This window comes from Clostridium ljungdahlii DSM 13528 (assembly GCF_000143685.1).
Taxonomy (GTDB): domain Bacteria; phylum Bacillota; class Clostridia; order Clostridiales; family Clostridiaceae; genus Clostridium_B; species Clostridium_B ljungdahlii.
This window is the reverse complement of sequence record NC_014328.1, coordinates 2,518,040-2,539,408: the sequence shown is the minus strand read 5'-3', so window position 1 is coordinate 2,539,408 and position 21,369 is coordinate 2,518,040. Positions and strand designations below refer to the sequence as shown.

The 21,369-nt window shown below is 34.1% G+C and carries 18 protein-coding genes; 15 read left to right on the top strand and 3 right to left on the bottom strand.

Annotated features, from left to right (window positions below; genetic code table 11):
* Positions 1-63: 63 nt before the first annotated feature.
* Both CLJU_RS11390 and CLJU_RS11385 read right to left on the bottom strand, forming a co-directional pair.
* Positions 64-630, bottom strand: a complete 567-nt coding sequence (locus CLJU_RS11390; RefSeq protein ID WP_013238963.1) for an isochorismatase family protein — start codon at positions 628-630, stop codon at positions 64-66.
* A 141-nt stretch (positions 631-771) separates the two neighbouring features.
* Positions 772-1,326, bottom strand: a complete 555-nt coding sequence (locus CLJU_RS11385) for a helix-turn-helix domain-containing protein (RefSeq protein WP_013238962.1) — start codon at positions 1,324-1,326, stop codon at positions 772-774.
* 156 nt (positions 1,327-1,482) lie between these two features.
* On the opposite strand from CLJU_RS11385, the gene CLJU_RS11380 reads away from it, so the two are divergent.
* The 14 genes from CLJU_RS11380 (at position 1,483) to CLJU_RS11315 (ending at position 17,415) form a co-directional block, all read left to right on the top strand.
* Positions 1,483-2,457 (top strand): DMT family transporter, encoded by a 975-nt coding sequence (locus CLJU_RS11380; RefSeq protein WP_013238961.1) that lies wholly within the window; start codon positions 1,483-1,485, stop codon positions 2,455-2,457.
* A 346-nt stretch (positions 2,458-2,803) separates the two neighbouring features.
* Positions 2,804-3,565, top strand: a complete 762-nt coding sequence (locus tag CLJU_RS11375) for a nucleotide-binding protein (protein ID WP_013238960.1) — start codon at positions 2,804-2,806, stop codon at positions 3,563-3,565.
* A complete protein-coding gene (locus CLJU_RS11370) occupies positions 3,562-4,866 on the top strand; it encodes a nitrogenase component 1 (RefSeq protein ID WP_013238959.1) in 1,305 nt (434 codons plus the stop codon). Before CLJU_RS11375 ends, CLJU_RS11370 begins: the two co-directional genes overlap by 4 nt.
* A complete protein-coding gene (locus tag CLJU_RS11365) occupies positions 4,867-5,928 on the top strand; it encodes a nitrogenase component 1 (RefSeq protein WP_013238958.1) in 1,062 nt (353 codons plus the stop codon).
* Positions 5,925-8,324 carry a carbamoyltransferase HypF gene (gene hypF / locus CLJU_RS11360; protein WP_049781888.1) on the top strand — a complete coding sequence of 800 codons (2,400 nt, stop codon included), beginning with the start codon at positions 5,925-5,927 and terminating at the stop codon, positions 8,322-8,324. Before CLJU_RS11365 ends, hypF begins: the two co-directional genes overlap by 4 nt.
* The gene (locus CLJU_RS11355; protein ID WP_013238956.1) at positions 8,287-8,493 is read left to right on the top strand and encodes a HypC/HybG/HupF family hydrogenase formation chaperone; all 207 of its coding nucleotides are present in this window, start codon (positions 8,287-8,289) and stop codon (positions 8,491-8,493) included. Before hypF ends, CLJU_RS11355 begins: the two co-directional genes overlap by 38 nt.
* On the top strand, positions 8,493-9,551 hold the full coding sequence (gene hypD / locus CLJU_RS11350; protein ID WP_013238955.1) for a hydrogenase formation protein HypD: 1,059 nt from the start codon (positions 8,493-8,495) through the stop codon (positions 9,549-9,551). Before CLJU_RS11355 ends, hypD begins: the two co-directional genes overlap by 1 nt.
* Entirely contained in the window at positions 9,544-10,548 is a 1,005-nt protein-coding gene (gene hypE / locus CLJU_RS11345; protein WP_013238954.1) for a hydrogenase expression/formation protein HypE, read from the top strand. Before hypD ends, hypE begins: the two co-directional genes overlap by 8 nt.
* 38 nt (positions 10,549-10,586) lie before the next feature.
* Positions 10,587-11,357 carry a nucleotide-binding protein gene (locus tag CLJU_RS11340; RefSeq protein WP_013238953.1) on the top strand — a complete coding sequence of 257 codons (771 nt, stop codon included), beginning with the start codon at positions 10,587-10,589 and terminating at the stop codon, positions 11,355-11,357.
* Positions 11,348-12,676: a nitrogenase component 1 gene (locus tag CLJU_RS11335; protein ID WP_013238952.1), complete on the top strand. Its 1,329-nt coding sequence runs from the start codon at positions 11,348-11,350 to the stop codon at positions 12,674-12,676. Before CLJU_RS11340 ends, CLJU_RS11335 begins: the two co-directional genes overlap by 10 nt.
* Positions 12,673-13,806: a nitrogenase component 1 gene (locus tag CLJU_RS11330; RefSeq protein ID WP_013238951.1), complete on the top strand. Its 1,134-nt coding sequence runs from the start codon at positions 12,673-12,675 to the stop codon at positions 13,804-13,806. The genes CLJU_RS11335 and CLJU_RS11330 overlap by 4 nt, the downstream gene beginning before the upstream one ends.
* Positions 13,807-13,993: 187 nt before the next feature.
* The gene (locus CLJU_RS11325; protein WP_041705444.1) at positions 13,994-15,202 is read left to right on the top strand and encodes a phosphoenolpyruvate hydrolase family protein; all 1,209 of its coding nucleotides are present in this window, start codon (positions 13,994-13,996) and stop codon (positions 15,200-15,202) included.
* A gap of 145 nt (positions 15,203-15,347) precedes the next feature.
* Positions 15,348-16,556, top strand: coding sequence for a Tm-1-like ATP-binding domain-containing protein (locus CLJU_RS11320; RefSeq protein WP_013238949.1), 1,209 nt, complete (start codon positions 15,348-15,350; stop codon positions 16,554-16,556).
* Between the two features lie 28 nt (positions 16,557-16,584).
* The gene (locus tag CLJU_RS11315) at positions 16,585-17,415 is read left to right on the top strand and encodes a phosphoenolpyruvate hydrolase family protein (RefSeq protein WP_013238948.1); all 831 of its coding nucleotides are present in this window, start codon (positions 16,585-16,587) and stop codon (positions 17,413-17,415) included.
* A gap of 169 nt (positions 17,416-17,584) precedes the next feature.
* Here the strand turns inward: CLJU_RS11315 and CLJU_RS11310 are convergent, their stop codons facing one another.
* Positions 17,585-18,694 carry a DEAD/DEAH box helicase gene (locus CLJU_RS11310; RefSeq protein ID WP_013238947.1) on the bottom strand — a complete coding sequence of 370 codons (1,110 nt, stop codon included), beginning with the start codon at positions 18,692-18,694 and terminating at the stop codon, positions 17,585-17,587.
* A 216-nt stretch (positions 18,695-18,910) separates the two neighbouring features.
* Between CLJU_RS11310 and CLJU_RS11305 the strand changes: the two genes are divergently transcribed.
* Positions 18,911-21,328 carry a type IA DNA topoisomerase gene (locus CLJU_RS11305; protein ID WP_013238946.1) on the top strand — a complete coding sequence of 806 codons (2,418 nt, stop codon included), beginning with the start codon at positions 18,911-18,913 and terminating at the stop codon, positions 21,326-21,328.
* Positions 21,329-21,369: the final 41 nt, after the last annotated feature.

Genomic DNA, 21,369 nt, shown 5'->3' with positions numbered 1-21,369 from the left:
TTTAAATAGCCTGAAGTTATGATAAATAGCTTCAGGTTTATTTTTTCAGCATCAATTAGAGCATTAGAAAATAATGCTCATGCCTTTTTCTTTAAACTCATTTAGAGTATTTATATGTTCAGTTTCATCCACGTATCCGAGGCCATTTGCAAGAATAGTCACGTTGAATCCATTTTTCACGAGATCAAGTATCGTTTCTTTAACACAGTACTCGCTGGCAATTCCACATATTATAATGTTTTTGTCAAGTACCTCGTGGAGTCTTTTATTTTTAATATTTAGTGCATTGTAGGCCGAATACTCTTCAACATCATCGTTCATACCTTTTCTAAAGATAATTTCAGGATTTTGTGGAGATTTACTTCTATCCTTTATTCCAAGAGTGAATTTTTCAGAAAGTAAAGCTCCTTCAGTGCCTTCTACGCAGTGAATGGGCCACATTCCACCATTTTTTTGAAATGACTTATTTGTCATTTCGTGAGAGTCACAGGAATAGAATACATTAAGATCAGGATTTTTACTTATAAAATCTATAATATGCAGTATAGCATTTTCTGAATTTTTACATGCAAGGCTGCCAGTTATAAAATCATTTTGACAATCGATGACTAATAAAGATTTTTTACTCATAATATTTACCTCCAATTAACGTTTAATTATAAGTTCATCAAATTTATTTTGCTCAATTTGAAGTTTATTGATCAAAATAAATATGTAAAATGTACAATTTTCTTCAAATTTCATAGCTTTTAGTTTAAAATTAGGCTGTATTTACTTATAATACATTATTATATTTTGGAATACTGCTTTTTTAGTAGTTGTATTTTTATAGGAGTGGGGCTTATTTCCCATAAATTTAATAGAATTTCCTTTTTGCAGTGTAAAACTATTGTCATTTATGATTAACTCCATTGTACCTTCTGTAACAATAATATATTCTTCAACATCATCATTATGTGGGGTAGATGCGTGGTTACATCCTGGTTCTAATTCTATAGTAAATATCTCAAATCCTTTATTATTATCAAATGGAAATATTGAATATAATTTCATTCTATTATTGTCTTCTAATAAGGGAACAATGTCATCCTGATGTATTACTTTTAGATCGTCTTCTTTTTCATTGATAAAGGATGAAAAAGATACTTTTAATCCAGTTGAGATTTTCCACAAAGTAGATACGGTTGGATTTGATAGGCCTCTTTCTATTTGGCCTAACATTCCTTTGCTTACCCCGGTTAGCTTTGATACATCATCTAAACTCAAGTTTCTCCTAAGGCGTATATTTTTTAACTTAGTGCCTATAATTAAATTCAAATTTTTCATGAGTTTAACTCCTTATATAGCGATTTTTACATTACAACATCTACAATTCTATAATAATTTTTGAATTAAGTAAAATATTATCAATAATATGTTGTACAAAATAACATACATATGTATAATATATTGTATAGAAATTATAGATGGGAAGTAATAGTAGTGAAAAAAGCAATTATACTGGGAATAACAGCTTCATTCTTTTTTGCCTTTACTTTTGTGCTTAATCAACAAATGAATTTTCATGGTGGAAGTTGGATATGGAGTTCTTCATTAAGATACATTTTCACCCTTCCAATTTTATTTGTTATCATGATTGTTAAAAATGAGTTATCTGAAGTGGTAAGTGATATAATAAAAAGACCTATGAAGTGGATTGTCTGGAGTACAGTAGGATTTGGATTATTTTATGCACCTTTAAGTTTTGCTTCAATATATGGTCCTTCATGGTTAGTTGCTGGAACATGGCAAATAACAATAATTGCAGGGGGGCTTCTTTCTCCTTTATTTTTTAAAGCTGTAAAAAGGGATAATAAAGTTTTTAAAGTAAGAAATAAAATTCCTAAAAAAGTGTTATCCATTTCGCTGCTAATTTTATTTGGAATATTTTTAATGCAGTTTCAGCAGATACAGGAAATATCCAGTATAAAACCTTTGATAGGAATTATTCCTGTAATTATAGCAGCTTTTTCATATCCTTTAGGCAATCGAAAGATGATAGAAGTCTGTGAAAACAAATTTACCACATTTCAAAGAGTATTTGGTATGACTTTGTGCAGTATGCCTTTTTGGATAATATTGTCCATATGTGGTCTTATGTCTGTAGGGGTACCAAGTAGGGGACAGGCAGTACAGTCTCTTGTAGTTGCCATTTGCTCCGGAATTATTGCTACGATACTGTTCTTTAAAGCAACGGATATAGTTAGCAGTGATACGCGTAAGTTGGCTGCAGTGGAATGTACCCAATCAGGTGAAGTTATATTTACTCTTTTAGGGGGAGTGTTTGTGTTTCATGATAAAATACCAACGGGAGTTGACTTAATTGGAATACTGCTTATTGTTATTGGTATGATTTTAAATAGCTGTATTGTTGACAAGAGAGAAGAAAAGGAAGAAGCCTATGAAGATATAGTGTAATTTAATTCATTTTTCATGCCTTTGTCATGAAGAATTTGGTGTAATTTCTTGACAGTACCAATTTTAGGTGATAAACTGAATATATAAAAAATTTGGAAAACGTTTGTTTCATATTTTAATTAAAAATTAATATTTTTGTCACTCTGAAGCGAAGGTGTCCTGAGATAAAGAGCGGGCAGTAAAAAATTAATATATTATGTGTTGCTTATCTGAACTTAGTGGGAGAAACAAACTTCACTAAGTAAGATTAATTGATATATTATGACCGCATTTAAGCTCTTCCCAAACTCGGGAGGAGTTTTTTTACATAAGAAGATAAAAATGAAATACCATAGGGGGTTATAAAATGCTGAAAATAGCTGTATACGGAAAAGGCGGTATTGGGAAATCTACAATTACCAGTAATTTGTCAGCAGCCTTTGCCAAGCTCGGAAAAAAAGTTATTCAGATAGGATGTGATCCTAAAGCAGATTCCAATAGCAATTTGCTTGGAGGAAAAACATTAATGCCTGTAATGAATTATATGAGAGAATTTGATGCAGATCCAGAAAAAATTGAAGATATTTCAAAAGTAGGTTTTGGCGGCGTTCTGTGTATAGAGACTGGCGGCCCTACACCAGGACTTGGTTGTGCAGGCAGAGGAATTATTACTACATTTAATTTATTAGAGGATTTAAATCTTTTTGAAGAGTACAAGCCAGATGTTGTACTTTATGATGTTTTAGGAGATGTAGTTTGCGGTGGATTTGCAGCACCTATTCGTGAAGGATATGCTGAAAAAGTACTTATTGTTACTTCTGGTGAAAAAATGGCCCTCTATGCAGCAAATAACATAAATAGTGCAGTTAAAAATTTTGCAGATAGGGGTTATGCAAAGGTGTTTGGTATCGTATTCAATCATAGAAATATTGAAAATGAAGAAAAAAAAGTAAAAGATTTTGCCAGCAAGGAACATCTTCCTATTGTAGGTGATATCCCAAGAGACAATAATATCAATCATTTTGAGGAGATGGGGAAAACAGTTATTGAAGGAGACCCTAATCTTCCAATAAGTAAGTGCTTTTTCAATTTAGCCACATTATTGATTAAAAGTGAGGAAATGAAATGAAAAAAGAGTCATATTATATTACAGCAGAAAACTTAGCCGCAGAAGGTAAAGATAATATTCCTGCAGAACTTATTTCGAATACCCATTTGATTTACAGTTCACCAGCAACTCTTTCTTTTAATTCACCTGGTGCGCAAGGATTTGGAGTTAAGCGTGCAGGACTAGCAATACCAGGGTCAGTTATGCTTTTAGTAGCTCCTGGGTGCTGCGGCAGGAATACGACAACATTAAGTGAGCAGGGTGGATACAGTGAGAGAATGTTCTACTTGGTAATGGATGAAACTGATATTGTTACTGGAGCTCATTTGAAGAATATTCCACAGGCAGTTGAAGAGATTTGTAAGTGTACACCAAGTATGCCGTCAGTGGTTATGATTTGTATTACATGTGTTGATGCACTCCTCGGAACAGACATGGAGCGTGTTTGCAGAAAAGCTATGGATAAGGTAAATATTCCTGTTCTTCCCTGTTATATGTATGCATTAACAAGAGAAGGTCGTAAGCCTCCTATGGTACATGTAAGGCAGTCCATTTATTCACTTCTTAAACCAATGGAAAAAAAGCTGGATACAGTTAATATACTGGGATATTTTGCTCCACTTATGGAAAACTCAGAACTATATGATTTGCTGCACCATATTGGCATGAAGAAAATAAATGAGATCTCCCGCTGTAAAGATTTTGATGAATATATGCATATGGGAGAGGCAAATTTTAATCTTGTATTGAATCCAGAAGCAAGATTTGCAGCAGATGATATTATGAAACGACTGAATATTCCATCAGCAGAGCTTGTACGACTGTATCAGATAGATAAAGTACAAAGTCAATACAAAATTTTCACCAGTGCTCTTGGTACAAGCTTTGATGATCAAAAATATTATGATGAAGCAAAAAAGGCCATAGATGAATTAAAAGCTGCTTATCCTGATATAACCTTTGCAGTAGGTGAAGCAATGAATGCTAATTCTTTTGAACTCTCCTTGGCACTTTTAAGATATGGATTTAAAGTAGCTGAAATATATGCTAGTCTTACGGCTGAAGACTTTGTTTATATCAGAAAAGTTGCAAAATTGAGTCCTAAGACTAAGATTTATTCCAATCTTGAACCTACCATGATTTATTATGACTGCAGTGAAGAAAAGATTGATATAACCATTGGCAAGGATGCAGAGTACTACCACCCTGATTGTGTAAATGTACCTTGGAATGAGGACATTCAGCCCTTTGGGTATGCTGGCGTAAAAAAATTATTTGAGGAATTGAAACATTCGTTGGATTGTTTTGGTAAGGAGGCATAGATGAAAGGATTAAGAAAATACATACCACCTTTTGCACCAGATCAGTCTGGTGCAGCATCTGTTCTTTATAAGCTTGGGGGAATTATAGTTATCTGTGATGCAGGGGGATGTGCTGGTAACGTATGTGGATTCGATGAGCCTAGATGGAATGCAGAAAAAAGCGCCATTTTCAGTGCTGGTCTTCGTGATATGGATGCTATACTGGGGCGTGATGACAGGCTTGTGGCAAAACTTGCAGATGCTGCTAAAAAAGTGGAAGCAAAATTTGCAGCAATTATCGGAACTCCGGTACCTTCAGTTATTGCTACTGATTACAAAGCAATAAAGAAAATGTCAGAAAAAAAACTTGATGTACCGGTCATTACCATAGAAACTACTGGTATGGAATTATATGATATAGGGGCTGAAAAGGCTTATCTTAAAATGTTTGAGACCTTTGCAAAAGATGGCGTCACAGTAGATAAAGAAAGCATTGGTGTAATTGGTACAATCCCACTTGATGTAAGTGATTTAAAGGCAGCAGATAAAATAGAAATGACACTAAAATCTGAGGGTTTCAAAAATGTTTACTGCTATGGTATGGAATCGGATTTGTCAAAGGTAGAGGCTGCAGGGAGTGTATTTAAAAATATAGTAGTATCACCTGCTGGATTAAAGGCTGCACAGTATTTAAAAGAGAGATTTGGAACACCTTATGAAATTTATTATCCGCTGGTAGGAGATATGTTACAGGATGAGATGAAAGGACAGTTTAAAAGTTTTGAGGGTAAAAAAGTTTTAGTAATACATCAGCAGGTTATAGCAAATTCTATCAGAGATAAAATAAATGAAAATGTGAATTCAGACATAACAGTTGCTTCATGGTTTATGTTAAAGGACGAGCTTAAAGAAGCAAAAGATATTTCTCTTACAGAAGAGGACCAGTTTGTAGAACTTATAGAACAAGGAAATTACGATGTAATTGTAGGTGATAATATATTGAAACGTGCAATACCTAACTTCAAGGGAAGGTATGTGGGCACACCACATTTTGCAGTTTCAGGAAAGATGTGTATGATATGAAAGATTATAAAACTTTATCTATTAGAGTCTATGGTATTGTGCAGGGAGTTGGATTTAGACCTACAGTAAGCCGGCATGCAGATAAAAATCATATACGGGGAAGTGTATGCAATAAAGGACCTTATGTGGAAATATGGGCTCAAGGTAGTGAAAGTGAATTAGAGGGTTTTTTGTACGATTTAGAACACAATCCTCCAAAGCGTTCATCAATATTAAAAATTGATGTGCATAAAGAGGAAGAGTCAGAAAAATTTCAGGACTTTGAAATTATTGAAAGTGAACATGTACAAGGTGAGATTTTTGTATCTCCTGATATTGCCATCTGTCCAGAGTGTAAAAGAGAACTTTTTGATAAGAATAACAGACGATATCTTCATCCCTTTATAAACTGTACGTGCTGCGGACCAAGACTTACTATTTTAGATTCCATGCCTTATGATCGTGTACGTACCAGCATGGGTGAATTTCCAATGTGTCCGGAGTGTGAATATGAATATACTCATGCAGAAACTCGAAGATATGATGCGCAGCCGGTATGCTGCAATGAATGCGGCCCGGAGGTTTACTTAATTGGAAGAGGCGAGCGGGGCAGGACTGCAATTACTTATACAAGACAAGTAATCCATGATGGAGGGATTGCAGCTATAAAGGGAATTGGAGGTTTCCATCTTTGCTGTGATGCCACAAATCAGGAAGCTGTAGAGAGGCTTAGAAAATTAAAGACAAGACCTGCAAAGCCCTTTGCAGTTATGATGCGGGACATGGAAACTGTAGAACGTGAATGTGAAGTTACAAAAGTTCAAAAAGAAGTACTGGATGGTCATCAGAAACCAATTATACTTCTGAAAAGAAAGCAAAGCAAAATGGTGTGTGATGCTGTGACACCTGATAATCCAAAGATTGGAGTTATGCTTCCCTATGCTCCTGTTCAACTTTTGATATTTACATATGATGATGATATAGTTATGCCGGATTGCCTGGTTATGACAAGTGGTAATACATCAGGTGCACCAATATGTAGAGATGACAATGATGCAATAACAGAATTATCAAAGATGTGTGATGTTATTTTATCACATAACAGAATGATTCGTATTCGTGCAGATGACTCGGTTATGGATTTCTTTGAAGAAAAACCTTATATGATAAGGCGTTCCAGAGGATATGCGCCGCTTCCGTTTATGGTTTCAAACGGATTTAAAGGGGAAGTACTGGCAGTTGGTGGTGAACTCAAGAATACTTTTTGTATAGGTAAAAATGATTTGTTTTATCAGTCTCCATATGTTGGTGACATGGAAGATTTGAGAACAGTAAAAGCATTGAAAGAGTCTATTACAAGATTGGAAACTTTACTTGAGACAACGCCAACAATTGTGGCATGTGACATGCATCCAAAGTATAATACTACTTACATGGCACAGGAAATTGGAATTCCCGTGCTGCAGGTTCAACATCATTATGCACATATTCTATCTTGTATGGCTGAAAATGATTATTCTGATCCAGTTATAGGCGTTTCATTTGATGGAACGGGATATGGAACAGATGCAACCATTTGGGGTGGAGAGCTATTGCAAGTTACTTATGATGGATTTGAAAGGCTTGGCAGCATAAAACCTTTTGTTCAGATTGGTGGTGACATGTCAGCTAAAGAGGGCTGGAGAATTGCGGTATCCATGATTTACAGTATATATAAAGATAAAGAAAAAGCAGCTGAAGTTGTAAGACAGCTTAAATTATGTGATGAGAAGAACTGCGATGTTCAGTTTATGATGGCTGACAACAAAATAAACAGCATAACATCTACAAGTGCAGGGCGTTTGTTTGATGCTGTAAGTGCTATTTTGAATATCAGAAAACAATCATCTTTTGAAGGGGAAGCTTCTACTACCCTTGAATTTGCAGCAGAGGCTTATGAAGAAAAACATGCAGACCATAATAGTGGCAGCAAAATTACTGATGTGGATAGTATTGAACTTTCAAATCTTGTTTATGAGAATTCAAATGGACAGCTAATTTTGGCAACAGATGTTTTAGTAAAGAAAATCATAGAGGAAACTTTAGCTGGGAAAGATGCAGCGATGCTTGCTTACTTTTTCCATGAAAAATTGTCAGATATGATTGCAGCTGGATGTATACAAGCTTCTAGAAACACTGGAATCAAAACCATAGCATTAAGTGGAGGAGTATATCAAAATCAGTTATTATTAAAAATGAGCCTAGACCGTTTGAGAAAACTTGGATTTAAAATTTTAATTCATAGTTTGCTGCCGCCAAATGATGGTGGAATAGCACTAGGTCAGGCAGTAGCAGCAATGGAACATATAAATAAATTGAAAAAAGGGGAGGAGAATAGCTATGTGTGTAGGTTTACCAGCAAGAGTTGTAAAGATTAAAGAAGGAATGGCTCTAATTGATGCCTCAGGAGCAAAAAGAGAGGTATCTGCAGAATTAATCGATGAATTGGAACCAGGCGATTACGTTATGGTTCATGCAGGAATTGCCATTTCAAAAATTACAAACGATGATCAGAGTGAAACAGATAAAATCATGGAGGAATTATAATGGCTGAGAACGTTAAAAAGACCGCAAAGGAAATTATTGAATCCTATGACGGACCAAAGATCCGTATTATGGAGGTTTGTGGAACTCATACCCATGAGATATTCAGACTTGGAATCAGAAATATAATACCAGAAAATATTGAACTCATATCAGGACCGGGATGTCCGGTTTGTGTTACACCCGTTGGCTTTATTGATGAAGCTATTATGCTGGCCCTTGACCATAATGCCACCATATGTACCTTTGGAGATTTAGTAAGAGTGCCTGGTTCAGAAATGAACCTTGCTGGAGCCAGATCAAAAGGCGCCAAAGTTCAAATAGTATATTCACCTATTGATGCTTATGAGTATGCTAGAGACCACCTTGATGAGCAGGTAGTATTCTTATCAGTAGGATTTGAGACAACCACACCTGCCAGCTGTCTGGCTGTAAAAAAGGCAAAAGGTGCAGAACTTAAAAATTTTGCATTACTTACGGCAAACAAAACCATGCCGGGAGTATACAAAACACTAAAAAATAGCGCAGATGCGTTTTTATATCCTGGCCATGTACATGCTATTACAGGTACGGAGTTATGTGAGTCTTTAGTTAACGAAGGTGTTAGTGGAGTAATAACAGGTTTTACTGCAAATGAAATCATGACAGCACTTGCTGTAGTAATCACAAAATTACAAGAAGGAGAAAGCTTTTTTAAAAACTGTTATCCGAGAGTTGTAACATATGAAGGTAGTAAAGCGGCTCAGACTATTGTATCTGAGGTTATGGAGGACTGCGATTCTGAATGGAGAGGTCTTGGCATTATCAAAAATTCAGGTCTTAAATTGAAAGAAGCTTATAAAGAGTTTGATGCCAGAGACAAATTTCATTTAGGAAAAGTAGAGGGAAGAAGTAATCCGGCTTGCCGATGTGGTGATGTTTTGCAAGGAAAATGCAAGCCGTCGGATTGCAAAGTATTTGGCAAAGGATGCACACCACTACATCCTGTTGGAGCCTGTATGGTATCTAATGAAGGAGCATGTTCAGCATATTATCAGTATGGAGGAAAAATAAATGGATAAAACAGTTACACTAGCTCATGGAGCTGGAGGAAGACAAACATCAGAATTAATAGATCAGGTTTTTAGAGCTCATTTTTTGAATCCTGATCTCACAGCAGATGATGCTGCAGTATTGAATATTAAGGGAGGTAAACTAGCTTTTACAACAGATGGATTTATTGTTTCTCCATCGGAATTTCCGGGTGGAAATATTGGTAAATTAAGCATTTGCGGTACAGTAAATGACTTATCCTGTATGGGAGCGAAACCTCTGTATTTGTCCTGTGCCTTTGTCATTGAAGAGGGCTTTCCAATGGATAAGTTAGAAAAAATTGCAGCAGCTATGGAAAAGACTGCAAAGGAAGCAGGGGTAAAAATAGCCGCAGGAGATACAAAGGTTGCTGGAAAAGGACAAGTTGATGGAGTATTTATAACAACAACAGGTATAGGACAGATTATGGATGATGCTAATACCTCTGGTTTTAATGCAAAACCAGGCGATGCGATTATTGTAACCGGTGATATAGGACGTCATGGATGTACTGTTTTACTGGCACGAGATGAGTTTGGAATTGAAGCAGATGTAACCAGCGATTGTGCACCATTATGGGGTACAGTAAAAGCTATGTTTGATACGTCAAAAGATATTCATGTAATCAGAGACGCTACACGTGGAGGTGTCGGTACGGTATTATATGAAATTGCCGAGCAGAGCAAAGTCGGAATTAGATTAGATTCAAAGAGTATACCGGTAGCAGATGGTGTAAAAGGTGTATGTGGCATGCTGGGGCTAGAACCACTATATCTTGCATGTGAAGGAAGACTTGTGGTTTTTGCTCCAAAAGAAATTGCTCCAAAACTTGTGGATACATTACATAAAGGTAAATATTCCAAAGATGCAGCCATCATTGGTGAGGTCACTTGTGATATGCCAGGACGTGTTATTGTAAAAACAGAAATTGGTGCTGAAACATTGTTGCCACCTCCAGGAGGAGAATTGCTTCCAAGAATATGTTAATTAAACACTAGTAAATTATAGTATGGAGGAAACACATTATGATAAAAATTGCAGTGTATGGAAAAGGTGGCATTGGAAAATCTACAACAGTTTCTAACATATCAGCTGCACTTTCTGATAAAGGAATAAGGGTTATGCAGATAGGATGCGACCCTAAAGCTGATTCTACAGTTTCACTTCATGAAAAAAGAAACGTGAATACGGTGCTTGAACTTGTAAGAGAAAAGAAGAATAATTTTGATTTAGAAGATATGGTCACTGTTGGTTATAATGGTGTCATATGTGTGGAAGCAGGTGGACCTAATCCAGGCCTTGGATGTGCAGGCAGGGGAATTATAGCAGCACTTGAAAAATTGAAAGAAAAGGGTGCTTATGAGATATATAAACCAGATGTGGTAATATATGATGTATTGGGAGATGTAGTATGTGGAGGGTTTTCTATGCCAATGCGTAAGGGCTATGCAGATAAAGTATTTATTATAACCTCAGGTGAAAACATGGCTATTCATGCAGCCGCCAATATTGCAATGGCTATAGAAAATTTTAAAAACAGGGGTTATGCTGGTCTTGGAGGTCTTATTCTTAACAGAAAAGATGTGAAAAATGAATATGAAAAAGTGGACGAATTGGCAGAGGATATTCATTCAGAAATAGTTGGCACTCTGGACAGAAGTGAAGCCGTCCAGGAGGCAGAAACCTTGAACAAGACGGTAATAGAAGCATTTCCTGAAAGTGATATGGCAAAACAGTATAGAAAGCTGGCAGAGATTATCATGAGGATATGTGGAAAGGAGATATCATGCTTATAAATGTATCTGGACACGTTGATGAGGCGGGTACCTGTACTTTAATAAAAGATGCTGCATTTCCTGAGCCATTTGTATCTGGCCTGCAATATAACGCTCCTGCTAGGGGAGTATGGAATATAGTTCATGTTGGAATGCTTATTCCAAAGTCACATCAGATATATGTGTGTGCAGCAAACTGTTTAAGAGGAGTTGTTCTTACGGCAGCAGAAATGGGTACGTTGGACAGATTCTCAACTATAGCTGTGCAGGAAAATAATGTACTTGAAGGTGATATGGAGGAACTTATTATTGAGGGTGTATCAGATATACTCAATAAACTTCCACAAAAACCTCCAGCAGTTCTAATATTTACTGCCTGCATACATTATTTTATGGGATGTGATTTGGAGCTAGTTTACACAGAATTACGAAAAAGATATCCGGATGTGACTTTCATGGATTGTTATATGGATCCAATTATGAGAAAAAGTGGCCTGACTCCGGATGAGAAAATGAAACGTCAATTATACAGCATCCTTCAACCAATGGAAATTAACAAAAAAAGCATTAATATCATTGGTAACAATATTCCTACGGATGAAAGCAGTGAACTTATACGGATCATTCGTGAAAATGGATATGAACTGAAAGATATTACTTTTTGCAAAACCTATGATGAATATCTTAATATGGCTGAAAGCTGTGCAAACATATCCTATCTGCCTGTTGCAATACCAGGTGGAGACTATTTGCAAGACAAATTAGGACAAAAGCATTTGCATTTGCCTTTATGTTATGGATTTGATGAAATAACAAAAAATTTGAATACATTGAGAGAGTATTTAGGATTACCAAAAAAAGAATATGCAGATGAAAAGTCAGCAGCTTTAAATGCTTTGAAAGAAGCAAAAAAAGTCATTGGTGGTTCAAAGATCTCCATAGATTATACATCTGTTCCAAGACCTTGTGGACTTGCACGATTGCTTGTAGAAAATGGATTTAATGTGGACAGGCTATATGCAGATTCATTTACAAAATGGGACAAGACAGATTTTGACTGGCTTGTAAAAAACAAACCTGATATTAAAGTGTATGCTACAGTACATGCAAAGATGGGTGTTCTGGATAGAAAATGTAGTGAAAAGAGCCTTGCAATAGGACAAAAGGCTGCTTATTTTACAGGAAGTGAATACTTTGTAAATATAGTAGAAGGCGGCGGCATGTACGGTTTTGATGGAATTGCGAGACTTGCTGGACTTATGAAAGAAGCTTTTACATGTCCTAAAGATGTACGAAAGCTTATACAAATCAAAGGATGGAGGTGTGGTTGCTGCTTATGAAACAGGCATCAGCATTTATTTCAACATATACGGCAGATGTGTCAGGTGTTTGTTCCGCACTATATGAATTAGGTGGGATGACTGTAATGCATGATGCATCAGGGTGCAATTCAACATATACTACTCATGACGAACCACGTTGGTATGATATGGACAGCATGATCTATATTACAGGACTTTCTGAAATGGAAGCTATCATGGGTGATGATGAGAAATTAATACATGATATTGTGGCAGCTGCAAATGAGTTATATCCTAAGTTTATAGCTATTGCAGGTACACCTATTCCAATGATGATAGGCACAGATTTTCCAGCTATTGCAGAAGTGATTGAAAATGAAACTAAAATTCCTACGTTTGCTATCGAAACAAATGGAATGCATTCTTACATATGTGGAGCAGGACAAGCTCTTGCTGAAATAGTAAAACGATTTACAGTGGAGAGTATATCTAAGATAACAAAAAGTGTAAATGTACTTGGTGCTACTCCTTTAGATTATTCTGTAAATAGCAGTGTGGATAGCATTAGAAGACGATTAACTGAAGCAGGTTTTCAGGTTTTATCTGTATGGGCAATGGGAAGTACACTAGAGCAAATGAAACAAGCTGGTGCTGCAGAAGTAAACTTAGTTGTTTCTTCTACTGGACTTTTAGCAGCAAAAGAATTACAGAAGAAGTTTGGAACACCATATGTTGTAGGCGTTCCAATGGGAGATCAGTTTGCAGATGTAGTAATGAAATCACTGGATAGGGCAATTAGTACAGGAAAATCCCAAATTGCATATGATAAACGAGTTGTGCGTGGTGGTGACACAGTTATTATTGGAGAAAGCATTTATTCGGAATCATTAGCTGCAGCACTTGCACTTGAAAAAAATATGAAAGTTAAAGTCTTATGTCCTTTGGAAACAGAAGTTGATTTGTTATTGTCAGAAGATATCTTGGCAGAAGATGAAGATAGTATAATGATGCATCTGCAAAATGCTGCAGTTGTAATTGCAGACCCTATTTATGAAAGAATTATTCAGCCTGGTACTAAATTTATATCACTTCCACATGAAGCTTTTTCAGGAAGAATTTATAGAAAAAATATTCCAGATTTAGTTGATAATATAGATATAATAAAGTGAATTAAAAGAGAATATTGTAACTGAAACCCACGACAGATGTAGTGGGTTTTTACTGTTCTCAACGGTTAATGAGTTGCTTAACAACCTTTATGGATTAATTAGAAAAGTTATTTCTTTAAAAATTGGATAATGTGGGGTACTATGGAAAATGAGAAATAGTGAACAAGATAAGAGGTATAGAAAAAATATGAAGAGAGAAAGGTTATTGAAGAATATCAGTGTACAAATAGAAAAAGGAAACCATATTATTGGTGTAGCAACAGGTACGGGAATGACGGCAAAATATGTAGAAAAAGGTGGAGCTGATTTTATCTTAGTGTTAAATTCTGGTAGGTTTCGGCAGATGGGGAGAAGTTCATTAGCGGGCTTTCTACCATTCTGTAATAGCAATGATATGGTAATGGATTTTGCTTCAAAAGAAATAATACCATTAGTAAAAGATATGCCTATTATTTTTGGATTTAATGCAACTGATCCTACAAAAGATATGGAAGATTACATAGATAAAATAAAAAGTATGGGCTTTTCTGGTATTAATAATTATCCTACAGTCGGATTGATAGACAATCAATTCAGTGAAGCACTTGAAGAAGATGGATGTAATTATTTAACCGAGGTAGAAGCAATAAGAATAGCTCATAGGAAAAACATGTTTACAGTTGCATTTGTATTTAACGAAATACAAGCAGAGCAAATGATTAATGCTGGAGCTGATGTTATTTGTGTACATTTGGGCTTAACAGGAGGGGGATTATTAGGAGCAAAAAAAGTCTTTTCACTAGAAGCTGCAAAGGTTAAGGCAGCTAAGATATTTAATAAATGCAATGAGTTAAAACCAAGTGTAATTAAATTAATATATGGCGGACCTGTAAAAACACCAATTGATGTTCAATATATGTATAGTAATAATGAAGATTTAATGGGATATGTAGGTGGCTCGGCATTTGAGAGAATTCCATCAGAAAAGTCTATTACAAATATAACAAAGGCTTTTAAATCATCAGCTAAACTTAATGAAGATGATTTAATGGTTAATATGCTAGATGGAATTACTAAGCATTATAATTATGTTGAATTTGTTAAAGAATATGTTGTTCAAAATTACATGAATGATATTTCATTTCTAGATTTGGCTAAAGTAGCCCATGTATCTAGAGGTTACTTAAGCAGTTTGTTTAAAAAAGAAGTAGGTTGTAGTTTCCCAGAATATCTAGTTAAATTTCGTATAAATAAAGCAGCGGAGATTATAATCAAAAAGAATATTCAATTATCCCATCTGGCAGCATTGGTTGGTTATAAGGATTACGCGCAGTTTAGTAAAATGTTTAAAAAATATAAAGGTTGTTCTCCTAAAAAATATAAATTTAAAAAATATGACATAAGCACAAAAACATAGTACATAATAACGTTTACGCAGAGACATAAAAAAAGTATGATTATTTTGTAGTTAATCATACTTTTTTTATGAGAACGTTCTCCAAAATATTTCCCTAATAGTGTACATATTAGGGAAGGATAAAGTTGTAGAGGAGGCTAAGTAATTGAAAACTATTGCTATTGCAGGAACATTTGACACAAAAGGTTCTGAATATTCATACGCAAAAGAATTGATTGAAAATTTGGGATTAGGTACTTTTACTATTCATACAGGTGTATTTGAGCCAACTTTTGAACCAGACGTGTCAAATGATGAGGTAGCCAAGGCAGCAGGTGCAGATTTAAAAGATATAGTTGCTAAAAGAGATAGGGCATGGGCAACAGCAGTATTATCAAAGGGTATGGAAAAATTAGTACCTGAATTATATAAGCAGGGTAAATTTGATGGTATTATTTCCTTTGGGGGTTCTGGAGGAACTTCTTTAGCAACACCAGCTATGAGGGCATTACCTATAGGTGTACCAAAGGTTATGGTTTCAACAGTTGCTTCAGGAAATACGGAGCCTTATGTAGGTACTAGTGATATTGTCATGATGCCTTCTGTAGTAGATGTTGCAGGTCTTAACTCGATTTCAACAAAGATTTTTACAAATGCTGTATTTGCAATTGCAGGTATGGTTAAATTTGAAAATACAAAAGTTGTGGATAAAAAACCATTGGTTGCTGCAACTATGTTTGGTGTAACGACACCATGCATAACAGCTGCAAGAGAGTACCTTGAAAAAAGAGGATATGAAGTTCTTGTATTTCATGCAACAGGCATAGGTGGACGTTCAATGGAAGCTCTCATTGATGGAGGTTTTATTGAAGGCGTATTGGATCTTACAACTACTGAGTGGGCAGATGAAATTATCGGAGGGGTCTTAAATGCAGGACCTGATCGTTTAGAGGCAGCAAGCAGGAAGAGTATACCGCAAGTTGTATCTGTAGGTGCACTTGATATGTGTAACTTTGGCCCATATGATACAGTACCAGAGAAATTTAAGAAACGCAATTTGTATAAACATAACCCTACAGTAACACTTATGAGAACAAATATAGAGAAAAATAAAGCAATTGCTGAAAAATTAGTTGAAAAATTAAATTTAGCTAAAGAAAAAACAGCTTTGTTTATACCTCTAAAAGGAGTATCTGGCATTGATGTAGAAGGTCAACCTTTTTATGGTCCAGAAGAGGATAAGGTTTTATTTGATACATTAATAAATAACGTAAACAAAAATGCTGTAGAAATAATAGAGATGGATTGTGATATTAATGATGTGAAGTTTGCACAAGCTGCAGCTCAAAAGTTAATAGATATGATGGAAAAATAGTAAATTTAAATTATAGGAGGAATTATTTATGAATACAAAGACAAGAAGCGAAATTATTGCAGGTTTCAAGAAACAAGTTAAAAGTGGAAAAATATTAGTAGGAGTAGGAGCAGGAACAGGTATTACAGCTAAGAGCAGTGAGGCCGGTGGTGCTGATATGCTTATTATATATAACTCTGGAAGATATAGAATGGCAGGAAGGGGTTCTCTTGCAGGTTTATTATCCTATGGAGATGCTAATAAAATTGTAGTTGAAATGGGAGCAGAAGTACTTCCAGTTGTAAAAGATACTCCAGTGCTTGCTGGTGTTTGTGGAACTGATCCTTTTAGAGTTATGGATATATATTTAAAACAGTTAAAAGACCAAGGATTTAGTGGAGTTCAAAATTTTCCAACAGTAGGTTTAATTGATGGTGTATTTAGACAAAATCTAGAAGAAACAGGCATGGGATACGGACTTGAAGTTGAAATGATTAAAAAAGCACATGAATTGGATATGCTTACAACGCCATATGTCTTTGATCCAGAACAAGCAAAAGCAATGGCAGAAGCAGGAGCTGATATTTTAGTTGCACATATGGGTCTGACTACAAAAGGTACAATTGGTGCTAAAACAGCACTTACATTAGATGATTGTGTTGAGAAAATCGAGGCTATAATTAAAGCAGGCAGATCGGTCAATCCAGATATTATGGTAATTTGCCATGGTGGACCTATTGCAGAACCAGAAGATGCTGAATATGTAATTCAGAGAACAGAAGGAATAGATGGTTTCTTTGGAGCATCTAGTATTGAAAGACTTGCGGCTGAGAGAAGTATTAAAGAGCAGACAGAATCATTTAAATTAATAAAAAAATAATAATTTAAAGTATGGATTTATTTAAAGGCTAATCTTGTTTTTTATAGACTAGCCTTAATTTTTTCTGAGAATGTTTTTTCTGAAATCTATCTAAATATGTCAATATTATGTATACGTGTTAAAAGGGAGATGCACCAAACTAATTAGTATGCCACTTCTACTGTTATATTTATATATTTAACTCTCTTCTAGGTATCCTAAATTTTATACCTCTTTCTATTTCTTCTAAAGTTCTTTTATCCTTTGGATCTACAAATAGACAAGTACAGCCTTCTTCACCGGCCCTTCCTGTTCTACCGATACGATGTATATATGACTCTACATTTTCTGGAATATCATAATTATATATATGAGTAACTCCACTTATATCTAGTCCTCTAGCGGCCACATCTGTAGCTATCAAATACTGAATATCTGCATTCCTAAAAGATTTCATTATTCTTTCACGCTTTGATTGAGGGATATCACTATGAAGTTTTTTACAATTATATCCACGTTGGTATAGTGCAATTTCAAGGTCATCTACCCTTCTTTTAGTTCTGCAAAATATAATAGCCATAAATGGATTATCTTGATCTATAATATTACACAATGCATCTTGCTTTTTTCTATCAGTAGTTTCTATTACATATTGTTTAATATTATTAAGTGTAACTTTTTCTTTTTTAATGGAAACCACTAAAGGGTCAGTCATGTATCTATAAGCTAATTTTTTAACATCAGAATTCATAGTTGCAGAAAAACATAATGTTTGACGTTTTTTAGAGACTTCTTTTATAATATCTTCTACATCATTTTTAAATCCCATAAGAAGCATTTGATCTGCTTCATCTAATACCAATGTTTTTAATTTGCTAAGATCTATAGTCTTTCTATGGAGATGATCTAAAAGTCTACCTGGAGTTGCAATAATTAGATGAATGTTTCTCTTTAGTTTTTTTAATTGAGAACCTATATCTTTCCCGCCATATGCAGCTAAAATATTTATATCTTTAGCTTTTTTTAGTTTTAGAGCTTCTTCAGTTATTTGAATAGCAAGTTCTCTTGTAGGAGTTACAATCAGTGCTTGAGTTGAATTTATATTAGGTGATATATTTTCAAAAATAGGAAGTAAAAAAGCAAGAGTTTTTCCAGTACCCGTTTGTGCTTCAGCTATAACATCTTTTCCTTCTCTAATAAATTTGATGCTCTCTTGTTGAATTGGTGTTGGTTTAGTAATTCCCATGTGTTTTAACTCATTTATTATATTTTCACTAAGTTCTAGTTCCTTAAAATCCATTTTTTCAGACCTTTCATTATTAATATGTATTTTTATTTAGTTAAGTGAATTAATAATAGCATATTACTGCAATTAATACTAATGTTGCCCTTAAGTTTTTACATTATGATAGTACAATGGTATATTTTTATATGGGAACTTATTATTGATGATTATTATTTGATAAATTTATTACAAATAAAGTCAAAGACATAAACTTTGGAGGTATCAACTAAATTGAAGTCACTTATTATAGCTGAAAAACCAAGCCTGGCAATGAGTATTGTCAAGAGTATTGGTAGTATGGAAAGAAATAATGGATATTTTGAAAATAAAAATTATATAGTTACTTTTGCCTATGGTCACTTACTTCAACTTTACGATGTAGATGATTATTTTGGAAGAGAAAAAACAAAGTGGACTTTGAAAGAATTACCCTTTGTACCAAAAGAATTTAAATTTAGATTACGAAAAGACGAAGGAGTAAAAAAGCAATATGAAATAATAAAATCACTAATAAAAAGAAATGATGTCCAGGAGATAGTGAATTGCGGCGATGCAGATAGAGAAGGGGAAGTAATTGTAAATAATATAATATTTAGAGCTTTTGAAGAAGAACATGTTACTAAACCTGTTAAAAGGTTATGGCTGCCGGAACAAACAAGACAAACAATTATACAAAGTTTAAAAGATTTAAGAGATGATATAGAATACAAAAATCTATATGACGAAGGACTGGCAAGAACATATTTAGACTGGAGTTATGGAATAAATTTAACCAGGTATTTAAGTATAAAATCAGGTTCATTTTTACCTGTAGGGCGTGTCTTAATTCCTATTGTGAAATATGTATATGATAGAGATGAAAAAATTGAAAATTTTAAGCCAGAAACTTATTTTGAGATAGGTGCTGTCATAAATAAAGATAATTTACATATAAAAACTAAATTAAAGGATAGAAAGTTTGCAGCAAATGAAAGAGATAAAGCTGAAAAACTATTGAATAATTTGAAAGATAAAAAGGCTATAGTTGATAAAGTTGAAAAGAAAAAAGTTAAAAAGCAGCCTCCTAAGCTTTTTTCATTGGATACTTTACAAAATAAAATGTTTAAGGAAGAAAAAATGTCTTTGGATGATACTTTAAAAAATTTGCAGAAACTATATGAAGCTGGATATACCACATATCCAAGGACTAATACAGAGTACCTGGCTGAAAATGAAAAAGATAGAATAAAAAGTGTAATTGCAGCAGTAAAAGAAAATTTTAATGCAGATATATCTTTTAAAGATAACAAGAAAATTTTTAATAGTAAAAAAGTAGAAAGTCATAGTGCAATCACTCCAACCATAAAAATTCCACGAAAGGAAAAGCTGTCGGAAGGTGAAAAAAAGGTTTATACCGCAATAAAAAATAGATTTATAAGTAATTTTTTAAATGAAGAAACAATAATAGAAGAAACAAGTGTAGTAATAAAAATAGATGATGAAATTATTCAATTAAAGGGAAATGTTATAAAAAGTCCTGGCTTTTTAAAATATGAAAAATCTAAAAGGGAAAATGAATTGCCTCAATTTGTAGAAGGAGAGGAGTTAGACACTAAATTATCAGTAGATCAGAAAGAAACCCAAAAGCCTGGTAGAGTAACAGAATCAGAACTAAACAATTTCCTTAAAAATCCTTTTAAAAAGCAAGAGGTAGAAGATTTAGAGGGTGAAAATGATGATGAAGAATATAAATTGATACTTGAAGGTTGTGAAATAGGCACTGTTGCAACAAGGGCAGGGATAATTAAAAATGCAAAAAAATATGAATATATAAAAGAGCTGAAAGGTCACTTAGAGTGTGAGAATAAAGGTAAAAAACTTATAGAAGCACTTGAAAAATTAAAGATTGATTTAAATAAAGAAAAAACAGTTGAATTTGGTAAGCAGCTTAAAAAGGTTTATAAAGAGGAAATAGGAATAAATGAAATAATAGATAAAGTAAAAGATGAATTAAATAGCATTGTTCAAAATGGTAACAAAATTAAAATAGAAAAGCTGTATCTATATAACAATAAATCAGACAGTAAAATTAAAATAGAAAGCATTGGGAAGTGCCCTGTATGCCATGAAGGAGAAGTTGTTGAAAATAAATCGGGGTATGGTTGTAATAGATGGAAAGAAGGCTGTAAGTTTTTTGTAGGCAATAAAATAGCAGGAAAAGAGATTTTAAAAACCCATGTAAAAAAACTTATTAAAGATTCCAAAACTAATGTCATAAAAGGATTTAAGGGTAAAAGCGGAAAGAAATTTAATGCCTCCTTAGTAATTGATAAAGAAGGAAAAATTGTATTTAATTTTGAAAATGAAGTTTTAGGAAAATGTCCATGCTGCGGACACGATATTGTAGAAGGTAAAAATGCTTTTGGATGCAGCAATTGGAAAGAGGGTTGTAAGTTTACTATATGGAAGAATGATAAATATTTGGCCTGTATGGGCAAAAAACCTACTAAAACTATGGTTTGTGAACTTCTTAAGAATGGCAAAGTTAAAATTAAAGGTTTAAAAGGCAAAGATGGAAATATTTTTGATGCCTATCTTATGTTAATAAAAAATGAAAATGAAAATAAGGATAAATATCCATATAAGTGGAAAATGCAAATAACAAAATAGTAATTTTATATAACAAAAAGAAGGAAAGCATGGTTATTTAT

What these genes read in the sequence shown, in the direction of transcription:
- CLJU_RS11390 (WP_013238963.1), bottom strand. Translation starts at nt 630, where the DNA reads ATGAGTAAAAAATCTTTATTAGTCATCGATTGTCAAAATGATTTTATA.
- CLJU_RS11385 (WP_013238962.1), bottom strand. Translation starts at nt 1,326, where the DNA reads ATGAAAAATTTGAATTTAATTATAGGCACTAAGTTAAAAAATATACGC.
- CLJU_RS11375 (WP_013238960.1), top strand. Translation starts at nt 2,804, where the DNA reads ATGCTGAAAATAGCTGTATACGGAAAAGGCGGTATTGGGAAATCTACA.
- CLJU_RS11370 (WP_013238959.1), top strand. Translation starts at nt 3,562, where the DNA reads ATGAAAAAAGAGTCATATTATATTACAGCAGAAAACTTAGCCGCAGAA.
- CLJU_RS11365 (WP_013238958.1), top strand. Translation starts at nt 4,867, where the DNA reads ATGAAAGGATTAAGAAAATACATACCACCTTTTGCACCAGATCAGTCT.
- hypF (WP_049781888.1), top strand. Translation starts at nt 5,925, where the DNA reads ATGAAAGATTATAAAACTTTATCTATTAGAGTCTATGGTATTGTGCAG.
- CLJU_RS11355 (WP_013238956.1), top strand. Translation starts at nt 8,287, where the DNA reads ATGTGTGTAGGTTTACCAGCAAGAGTTGTAAAGATTAAAGAAGGAATG.
- hypD (WP_013238955.1), top strand. Translation starts at nt 8,493, where the DNA reads ATGGCTGAGAACGTTAAAAAGACCGCAAAGGAAATTATTGAATCCTAT.
- hypE (WP_013238954.1), top strand. Translation starts at nt 9,544, where the DNA reads ATGGATAAAACAGTTACACTAGCTCATGGAGCTGGAGGAAGACAAACA.
- CLJU_RS11340 (WP_013238953.1), top strand. Translation starts at nt 10,587, where the DNA reads ATGATAAAAATTGCAGTGTATGGAAAAGGTGGCATTGGAAAATCTACA.
- CLJU_RS11335 (WP_013238952.1), top strand. Translation starts at nt 11,348, where the DNA reads ATGCTTATAAATGTATCTGGACACGTTGATGAGGCGGGTACCTGTACT.
- CLJU_RS11330 (WP_013238951.1), top strand. Translation starts at nt 12,673, where the DNA reads ATGAAACAGGCATCAGCATTTATTTCAACATATACGGCAGATGTGTCA.
- CLJU_RS11325 (WP_041705444.1), top strand. Translation starts at nt 13,994, where the DNA reads ATGAAGAGAGAAAGGTTATTGAAGAATATCAGTGTACAAATAGAAAAA.
- CLJU_RS11315 (WP_013238948.1), top strand. Translation starts at nt 16,585, where the DNA reads ATGAATACAAAGACAAGAAGCGAAATTATTGCAGGTTTCAAGAAACAA.
- CLJU_RS11310 (WP_013238947.1), bottom strand. Translation starts at nt 18,694, where the DNA reads ATGGATTTTAAGGAACTAGAACTTAGTGAAAATATAATAAATGAGTTA.